General features: G+C 62.7%; 1 protein-coding gene (only partly in view). It reads left to right on the forward strand.

The window, feature by feature from the left end; all coding sequences use genetic code 11:
- A protein-coding gene (locus tag RBA41_RS03630) for an SDR family NAD(P)-dependent oxidoreductase (RefSeq protein WP_306621126.1) crosses the window boundary here: on the forward strand, nt 1–10677 show its 3' portion. 3333 nt of this gene lie to the left of the window's left edge; 10677 of the gene's 14010 nt are visible here — the last part of the coding sequence; its start codon lies beyond the left edge, outside the window; the stop codon is at nt 10675–10677.
- Nucleotides 10678–10681: the final 4 nt, after the last annotated feature.

Genomic DNA, 10681 nt, shown 5'->3' on the forward strand with positions numbered 1-10681 from the left:
TTCATGCGCAGCGAGGCGACCGGGCCGGAGGTGTATCGTGCCCAGGTCAAACAGCATCGCGACGAAATCTCGCAGCTCGACGAAGATCCGGCCTTCCAGGAATCGCTCGCGCAGTGGATCGCCGACAGGAACATCGCCAGGCTGGCCGGGATGTGGGTCATGGGCCTGAGCGTCGACTGGGGCAAGCTGAATGATCCGGCACGCACACCGCGCCTGATGAGCCTTCCGACGTATCCGTTTGCGAAAGAACGCTACTGGGCCCAGACGAAGGCGCCAGTGCCGGCACCGGCGGCGCCGCCGGCGGTCATGCATCCGCTGGTCCACGCCAATACGTCGAATCTGGCCGAACAAGGCTACACGTCGACCTTCACCGGGTCGGAAGACTATCTGGTTGAGGAAGCAGGCCAAAAAACGCTGCCACCGCAACTGGTGCTGGACATGATGCGTGCCGCCGTCGAGCTGGCGTCGCCAAAGCGGCTTGAGGCTGGCTCGTGGCACGTTGGGGACGTGGTGTGGGGCGAGCCCGTCGTGATCACGCCCGGCCAACAGGTGGGCATTGCCCTGTTCGCGCGCGACGGCAACGCTGTCGATGCCGAGATTTACAATGGCGCCGACAACGCTGTTTATTGCCAGGGGCGGGTGGTGTTCGGTAGCCAGAGTGCGCCGGTAAGCATACCGCAGGCGGTCGGCCCTCGTGAAATCCGGCTCGCGCCAGCAGGCCCGATCATGCTGCCGCCGCTGCGTAAAAAGCCGGCGCAGATCGCACTGCAGGCCAGCGTGCTCGTTCCTTCGCAGCCGCCGGCGCCAAAAGCGACGTTCGCGTTGATGGACCTGGCTGCGCCATCGACGGACGCCACCAATGTGCGCATGTTCGATCTGGGCGAGGGAGTGTTTTCGATCGATATCGACGCGGCGACTGTGCGCGAGGCGATTGCATCGCTGTCGCAAGCCCTCAACCGTGCACGCGGCGAAGGTTCGCTCAAGGTGCTGCTGCTGAACGCCCGCAACGCGCAGTTCTGGCGGGGCGACCGGGCCGCCTGCAACGACGCTGTCGAGAGTGGCTTGCTGGCTGCCGTTGCCGCATTCCCGTATCCGGTCATCGCGGTTGTGCGCGACGGCGCCAGCGGCGTGGGGATGCTGCTGGCGGCGCTGTGCGACTTTGTCGTGCGTGGCGAGGGCGGGGCGTTCAGCTTCACGGCGATTGAACATGGCATCTTCCCAAGCGCTGCGGAAGATCGCCTGTTCCAGGAGCGGCTGGGCGTATCCGCGGCCGATGCGTTTCTGTATCGGATTGGTCGGGAACCGTCCATCGGCATCGTTGCGCCAACAGCGGAAGTTGATGCAAAAGCCAGGCAACTGGCTGCCGACCTGTCGCAAAAATCGCGCCTCGCGCTCGGACTATTGAAAACGCACCTGGGCCGGCATCTTTTGGCCTTGGCCGGCGCCCTGGGGCCTGTCGAACCGGCTGCCGGTGGCCCGGCGCAGGGTATCGTTGTCGTCAAGCTGGGCAAGGCGTACGGCGTCAAGGAATTAATGACGGACTTGAAACGCGGCTTCGATGCAGGTACGCGCGTGGCCATTGTCACCAGCGCATTGCAGGGCTTTTTGCCAAAGACCGATGACCGAACGTTCGCCGCCTTGCAGCAGCTTGTGCGCGATTGCCCAATCCCTGTCATTGCCGCGTTCGACGGCGACGCTGAGGGCATGGCGTGGCTGTTCGGTACGGCCTGCGACACTGCATTTTACAAACACGACGCCCGCTACACCACCTCGCCGGTGCCGTGCTCCCGGCGTTTCGACGCCGTTCTGGGCCAGGAAATCGGTTTGGCAGGCGGCAGCTACTCCGGCGCCGATCTCGGTGCACGTGTCGGCGAGTCCCTGGCGCAGGCGCATGAGCTGGCAGCATTGTGGAGCAAGCGGCCATGGAAACCGGCGCGCGGCGTGGATGTCGCGGCGCTGCCGGAAACTGTGGCGGCGGACGCCGCTTCCCCGCCGGCAGGCCCGGTCGAGCTGCGCTCAGGCGTGGTGACGTTGACTGCGCACGCCGATGGCGTGGTGGTGGTCTGCATGCAGGAGCGCGACGCGAAGAACATGTTCTCGGAGGCGCTGGTCAGCGGCTTGAAGGAGGCTTTTGCGCACATCGAGCAAACTCCGGGCTACAAGGCGGTGGTCCTGACCGGGTACGACAGCTATTTCGCCACCGGCGGCACCATGGAAACGCTGCTGGCGATCCAGGAAGGCCAAGCCCAGTTCACCGATGAAAAGGTGTTCCAGCTGCCGATGGACTGCTCGCTGCCGGTCATCGCCGCCATCCAGGGCCACGGCATCGGTGGCGGCTGGTCGTTCGGGATGTTCGCCGACGTGATTTTGCTCAGCGAGGAGAGCCGCTACCTGAGCCCCTACATGGGCTACGGATTCACTCCGGGCGCCGGCTCGACCTTGATGTTCCCTGCGAAGATCGGCTACGACCTGGCGCGAGAGACGCTGCTGGCGGCGAAGGAAATCTCCGGCCGTGAATTGAAGGAACGCGGCGTGCCGCTCACCGTGCTGCCGCGCCGCGACGTAGTCCCGGCCGCGATTGCGCTGGCCACGCGCATGGCGCAGCAGCCGCGTGCCCGGCTGATGGAGCTCAAGCGACTGTCGACCGATGCGCTGCGCCGCTCGCGCGACGACAGCTACCGCCGCGAAGTCGACATGCACGAGCAAACCTTCGTCAAGAATGCGGACACGCTTGGCAACATCCAGGCGAAAGTCGCCGCGGACAAGGCGCAACCAGTGGCCGCATCGGCAAAGACCGCGCCAGCTTCCTCGTCCATCATCGGCAAGCTGAAAACGATGCTGGCGCACGAACTGTTCCTGGCGCCGGACGAAATCGACGACAACACCCAGTTCATCGACCTGGGCCTCGATTCCATTACCGGGGTCACCTGGATCCGCAAGATCAATGCGCACTACGGCACGGACATCGAGGCCACCAAGGTGTACAGCCACCCGACCCTGAAGGAGTTGAGCCGCTTGGTCGCTGGTGCCTCCGTGCCCGAAGTCGAGAGCACGCCAGGTCCTGCACCGGCATCATCAGGCGCGGTGATCGGCAAGATCAAGGAAATGCTCGCTAAAGAACTGCATCTGGGCGCTGATGAAATCGACGAGACCACCCAGTTTATCGACATGGGCCTCGATTCAATCACCGGTGTGACCTGGGTGCGCAAGATTAATGAGCACTACGGCACAAACATCGAAGCCACCAAGGTCTATAGTCACCCGACCCTGAAGCAGTTCGCGCGGCTGCTTCAAGATGAAGTCGGGCACCGTGTGGTCAAGGAGGCGCCCCCGCCGGTGGCCGCTGCCCCGGTACGCACAGTTGCGCCGACGCGCAGCGCGCTCGTTTCGTGGCGTGGCCGCGCACGGGTCATTGCGGCCCCCGCATCGCCGGTTGTCCCGGCGCTGCCGACCGCCTCGCAGCAGATCGCGGTGATCGGCATGGCCGGGCAGTTCGCCAAGGCGAACAATCTGGACCAATTCTGGACCAACCTTGCCGAAGGCAGGAACTGCATCGACGAAGTGAGCGACACACGCTGGAACCTCGGCGCGTTTTATCAGGAAGGAGCGCCAAAGGCTGGCAAGACCAACAGCAAATGGCTCGGCGCGCTCGGCGAATACGACCTGTTCGACCCGCTGTTCTTCAGCATCTCCCCGACCGAAGCGGAATGCATGGACCCGCAGCAGCGCCTGTTTCTGCAATCGTGCTGGCACAGCATCGAAAACGCCGGCTACAACCCGCAGTCGCTGTCGGGCAGCCAGTGCGGCGTGTTCGTCGGCTGCGGGCCGAGCGACTACCTTCAGGTGGCGCCGGAGCAGCAATTGAGCGCGCAAGGCTTCACCGGTGCCGCAAGTTCGATCCTGGCAGCGCGCATTTCGTACTTTTTGAATCTGCGCGGGCCATGCATATCGATTGAAACTGCGTGTTCGTCGTCGCTGGTTGCCATCGCCAACGCCTGCGACAGCCTGAACGCCGGGAACAGCGACCTGGCATTGGCGGGCGGCGTATATGTGATGGCCGGTCCGGCGATGCACATCATGACGGCGCAGGCGGGCATGCTCTCGACCGATGGCCGGTGCTTCAGCTTCGACCAGCGCGCCAACGGCTTTGTGCCGGGCGAGGGCGTGGGCGTGATGATGCTCAAGCGACTGGCGGACGCCGAGCGTGACAACGACCGCATACAAGCCGTGATCGAAGGCTGGGGCGTGAACCAGGATGGCAAGACCAACGGCATCACCGCGCCGAACGAAGAATCGCAAACCCGGCTGCTGCAGTCGGTGTACCGCAAGTTCGGCATCGACCCGGCCAGCATCGGCCTGATCGAAGCGCACGGCACCGGCACCAAACTGGGCGACCCGATCGAGGTGGCTGGACTCAAGGAAGCCTTTAAACCGTTCACTGATACGGCAGGCTTCTGCGCTCTCGGTTCGGTAAAGAGCAATATCGGTCACTGCCTGACCGCGGCCGGCGCGGCCGGCTTTATCAAGCTCGTTCTGGCGTTGCAGCACCGCGCGCTGCCGCCAACCATCAACTTCGAGCGCCGCAACGAGCACTTCCAGCTCGACGGCAGCCCGTTTTACATCAACGACACGCTCAAACCATGGACTGCCGCCAGCGGGGCACGGCGCCGCGCGGCAATCAGTTCCTTCGGTTTCAGCGGCACCAATGCGCATATCGTGCTCGCCGAGCACCAGCCAAACGCGCAGGCAAAGGCAGACATATCGATAGTCACCCAGGATGGAAAAATGGTGGTGCCTTTGTCGGCCCGCACGGAGCAGCAACTGCGCCAGGCGGCGAGCGATCTGCTGGCCTTTATCGATGCACGCGATGGTGCGGTCGATCTGGGCGAACTGGCCTGCACCTTGCAGCTGGGCCGTGACGTGATGGGTGAGCGGCTGGGCTTTTTGGCAGGCTCGGTCGACGAGCTGCGCGCCAAGTTGAAAGCCTGGACCGCGGGCGAGGGCGACATCGATGGCGTGTATCAGGGCCAGGTCAAGCGACACAAGGAAGGCATGAAGCTGATTGTCCAGGACGACGATATGAAGGCGATGATCGTCGATAAGTGGCTGGGCCAGCGCGCGCTGGGCAAGCTGCTGGACCTGTGGGTCAAGGGTCTCGATCTGGACTGGTCCATGCTGTATGGCGACGCCAAGCCGCAGCGCATGGCATTGCCGGGCTATCCGTTTGCAAAGGAGCGCTTCTGGATCGGCGCCAGCGCGGTCAGCGTGTTGCAAGAGGGCGCTGCCAGCATGCTGCATCCGCTGTTGCACAAAAACGTCTCCGTATTGAGCCAGCAGCGCTACCGTTCGAGTTTCAGCGGCGAGGAGGCATGCTTCGAGCGGACCAACGATGGCGTCAAGGTCATGGCGCCTTCCGCCTTGCTGGAAATGGCGCGCGTGGCGGTGGAGCACTCGACCAGCGATCTTGACCAAACCGGAACGATCGACATTGGCGAAGTAAGCTGGGAGTCGCCGTTGCGCGTCACCGGCAACCTCGAACTGGTAGTCGATTTGTTCGCCAACGACGACGAGAGCATCTCGTTCGAGATCTACACGGCCGGCGCTCAGGACAGCGTGCATGTGCGTGGCGTTGCCGATTTTGTCGAACAAACATCCGTGGAGAGTGTGGATAACGCGGTCATGGTGATGACGACGCCCCGTTGGGACACGGTCAAGCCATCCGCTGAAGCACTGGCCGGCGAGCGCGTGCTGGTCATCAACGCCAGCAACGAGCAGCGTAAGCTCCTTGAGCAGCACTACGCTGCCGCCACGTTCATGCGCATCGAAGAAGGCGACACCGTCGCCGACATCAGCGCCACGCTGCAAAACGTCGATGTCGACCGATTGATCTGGATCGCATCGGCTCACGCGGTCGATACCTTTGCCGAAGAAACGATCATCGACGACCAGCGCGGCGGCATCATGCAGGTGCTGCGGATCATGCGTGCGCTGACCAGCCTCGGTTACGAAAAACGCGCCCTGGCGTGGGATATCGTCACCTTGAACAGCCTTCCGGTGCTGGCATCGGAGACCGTCAATCCAACGCACGCCGGTTTGCAAGGCTTCTCGGGCAGTATGTCGGACGCGTATCCGCGCTGGCAAATCCGCATGCTCGACCTGCAGTCGCTGACCGGCCTCGCGGTAACCACCATGCAAAAGCTGCCGTGGATGGCGAAGAATGTCTGCTACGCCATGCGGGGCGACGAATGGTTCGCGCAGAAGCTGGTGCGCGTCACGGGCCTGGCCGATGCAAAACCGCCGTACCGCTTCCAAGGCGTGTACGTCGTCATCGGCGGCAGCGGCGGGCTTGGCGAAATCTGGAGCCGTCACGTCATCGAACAGTATCAGGCGACCGTGATCTGGATCGGACGCCGCGAATTGAACGAAGAAATCCAGCAAAAACTCGATAGCTGCGCCTCACTCGGCAAAACCCCCGAATATATCCAGGCCGATGCCAGCAAACCTGGCGAACTGGCGGCCGCCTACCAACAAATCAAGCGCAGCCACCCGGGCATTCACGGCATCGTCCATTCGGCTGTCGGTGCCTTCGACCAAAGTCTGAAAACGGTGTCGGAAGACGATTTCAGGGCGGTTCTGTCGGTGAAAATCGATCTGAGCGTGCGTATTGCCCAGGTTTTCAACAAGGAAGCGCTCGATTTCGCACTGTTCTTCTCGTCGAACGCATCGTTCGTGCGCGGCGCGGGGATGAGCGGCTATTCGGCCGGGTGCACCTTCAAGGATGCGTTTGCGCTCCAACTGGGCAAGCACTGGGATTGCGCGGTCAAGGTCATCAACTGGGGCTACTGGTCGGTCGGCGCGGGGGAGGCACTGACCGACGCTGCCAAGACGTATTTCAACGAGATCGGCTACCGGCCGCTCGACCCGGCCGAAGGCATGCGGGCGCTGGACCAGTTCATTGCCAGCGGCATCGATCAGATGTCGATCGCTAAAACCGTGCCGCACACCGGCGCGGAAGAATGGATGACCAGCTACGACAATCAGGCCGCCGCTGCCATGGTGGTGCCCGACGCGGAAATCGCGCGCATGAACCGTGCGTCGCCATTCGTGCACATGAAGGAGCATGCTGGCCAGGAAATGGAAGGGCTCATTGCACGCCTGCTGGGCGCCATACTCGAGACCACGCCGACCGTGCTGCCGGCCTATGAACGCTGGCGCACGGAAAGCAAGACGATCGCGACGCGGGAGAAGACCCCGCTGGCGGCAATGTGGGCCGAATGGGACCACGCGATGACTGTCTGGCAGCAAGCCGAAGGCAAGGCAGCGCTGTGCCAGCTGGTCGATAAGTGCCTGCGCGCATTGCCGGACATCCTGACCGGAAAGCAAAAGGCCACCGATGTGATCTTTCCGAACTCGTCGCTGGAACTGGTCGAACGGGTCTACAAGTCGGACACGCTCTCGCTCGCATACAACGTCAGCCTGAGCGAGACCCTGGTCGCCGCCGTCCAGGCACGCCTCAACGTCGAGCCGGCTGCACGGATCAAGATGCTGGAAATTGGCGCCGGTACCGGGGCGACGACGGTCAGCATCCTGGACAAGCTGACGCCTTATCAGGACCGGATCGCCGAATATTGCTACACCGATCTTTCCAAAGCCTTCCTGTTCCATGCTGAGAACATTTACGCGCCGCGCGCGCCGTACCTTGTCACTCGCATCTTCAACGTCGAGCAGCCGCTTGCGCAGCAACAAGTTGAAGCCGGCAGCTACGATGTGGTGATTGCCGCCAACGTGATCCATGCCACCAAGAACATCCGCAACGCCGTACGCAACGCCAAGGCCGTGCTGCGCAAGGGCGGCATGCTGCTGCTCAATGAAATCAGCGATAAATCGGTCTGCGGCCACCTGACCTTCGGTCTGCTGGACGGCTGGTGGCTCAACGAGGACGACGAGGTCAGGATTCCCGGCTCGCCAGGCCTGTACCCCGACGCCTGGAAAATGGTGTTGGAGGAAGAGGGCTTTTATTCAGTGCAGTTCCCTTGCAGCGAAGGGCACGCTGCAGGCCAGCAGATCATCATGGCTTTCAGCGACGGCGTCGTGCGCCAGCGCCCCGTGGTCAAGGTGCCGGTTGACAGCGGCAAGACCGTGGCGCCGCACCTGGCCTTGGTGAGCGTGAACAGCGGCGATCTGCTCAGGGACAAAACGGTTCAGTTCTGCAAGCAGGTGATCGGCAAGGCGCTCAAGATCGCCAGCCACGATATCGACGCAAGCGAGCCGCTGGAAAGCTACGGCATCGATTCGATCATCATCGGGCTGGTCAACCAGGAGCTGCAGAAGCACTTCGACGAGATCGGCAGCACGGTGCTGTACGAGTTCCAGACGATCGATGCGCTGGCGGCCCACCTGATCGACACCCAGCTGGAGAAACTGGAAGGCCTGTTCGAGGTCGACCGTTCCGCTCCTGCACCAGCGCCGGCACCTGTGGCTGTGCGCACCACCGCGCCAGTCGTCGGCGATGACGTCTTGCGGGCCAAAACTGACCAGTTCCAGACAGTGCACGCGCTGGCCGGGCATCTGGTGGAAACGCAGCGGGCGGCGCTGGAACGGATGTTCGCGCTGGAACGTTTGGCGCCGCAGGCAACGTTGCCTTTGACACGGGCCGTGCGCGGCAGGTCGCGTGGCGTGGCTCAGATCAGCCACAACCCGGGCCAGCAGAAAGCCATCGCCATCATCGGCATCAGCGGCATGTATCCAGGCGCACACAATCTGGAGCAATTCTGGAACAACTTGAAAGCCGGCAAGGATTCCATCAGCGACATCCCTGAAAAACGCTGGTCGATGGACGGCTTCTTCGAGCCGGACGAACACAAGGCGGTCGAGCAAGGCAAGAGCTACTGCAAACGCGGCGGCTTCATCGACCGGTTCGCAGAATTCGACACCCTGTTCTTCGGCATTCCACCGCGCGAAGCGCTGAACATGGACCCGCAGGAACGCCTTTTCATGCAGGCATCGTGGGGCGCAATGGAGAATGCCGCCTACACCCGCAGCGTGTTCAAGCGCAAATTCAGGGGCAGGGTAGGCGTGTTCGCCGGCATCACCCGCGCTGGATACAGTCTGTACCGCAACACCGCGCAGAGTGACGACAAGTTCTGGCCGCGTACCTCGTTCAGCTCGGTCGCCAACCGCCTGTCATATTTCATGGACCTGAATGGTCCGAGCTTGCCGGTTGACACCATGTGCTCGTCGTCCCTGACCGCGATCCACGAAGCGTGCAAACACATCAACGACGGCGATTGCGACCTGGCGTTTGCCGGCGGCGTGAATCTGTACCTGCATCCAACCAGCTACGTGGACATGTCGTCCCAGCACATGCTGTCGAAAGATGGGCTGTGCAAGAGCTTTGGCGAGGCGGGCAACGGCTTCGTGCCGGGCGAGGGCGTCGGCGTGGTGCTGCTCAAGTCGCTGGACCAGGCGGTGCGCGACAAGGACATCATTCATGGCGTGATTTTGTCGACGCATGTGAACCACGGCGGCAAAACCAACGGTTTCACGGTGCCCAACCCGGTCGCGCAGGCCGAGCTGGTGCGCATCGCCATCGACAAGGCAGGCATCAGCGCGCGCGACATCAGCTACATCGAAGCGCACGGCACCGGCACGGAGCTGGGCGACCCGATCGAAATCGCCGGCTTGCAGCAGGCGTTTGCGGAGGACACGCAGGATAAGGGCTACTGCCTGGTCGGTTCGGCCAAGTCGAATATCGGCCATCTGGAGGCGGCAGCAGGCATCGCCGGGTTGACCAAGGTGCTGCTGCAGTTGAAGCACGAGCAGGTCGCGCCGTCCCTGCATTCATCCAGCCTGAATCCGCACATCCGCTTCGAGAAGACGCCGTTCCAGGTGAATCAGGCGTTGGTGGCCTGGGAGCGGCCGCTGGTCGATAGCAAGGTCAAGCCGCGTATCGCCGGCATTTCATCCTTTGGCGCCGGCGGGGCCAACGCCCACGTCATCGTGCAGGAATACCAGCCGGCTCGCAGTACGGCTGCGGTGCGCAATCCGGATGATGCGGTGATCGTTCCGCTGTCGGCCAGGAGCGCGGAACAACTGCGCCAAAAAGCGAGCGACTTGCGCGACTTCCTGCGTTCTTCCGCTGCCAGTGTCGATCTGGGCGCGGTCGCTTACACCCTGCAGGTCGGGCGTGAGCCGATGGAAATGCGGGTTGGCTTCGTGGTAACCAGCGTCGATCAGCTGGTGGCCAATCTCGCAGCGTATGTCGATGGCGACGACGATATCGACGGTTCGTGCCGCGGCCAGGTCCAGCGCAACAACGATGGTCTGAGCAGCTTCATTCACGACGAAGACATCAGCGAGGCAATCGACAAATGGATTGCACGCAAAAAGTTCTCGAAGCTGCTCGAACTGTGGGCCAAGGGCATGGATCTCGACTGGAACAGGCTCCATGGCGCAATTACGCCGGACCGCATGCAGCTGCCGACCTATCCGTTCGCACAGGATGAATACTGGCTCGACAGCCCGGTCCTGCGCCGTCCGGTGGCTGTGGTGGCGAAGGCCGAGCGCGCGCCTGCCGCCCATGGAAGTCTGCGGCTGATCGAAGACCTCATCGACCGGATCGACGAATCGTCGCTCGACGCCACCCAGGGCGCCCAACTATTGAGAAAGCTCGTGTAAGCCC

Source organism: Massilia scottii (genome assembly GCF_030846495.1).
In the GTDB taxonomy this organism is placed as follows: Bacteria; Pseudomonadota; Gammaproteobacteria; order Burkholderiales; family Burkholderiaceae_D; genus Telluria_A; species Telluria_A violaceinigra.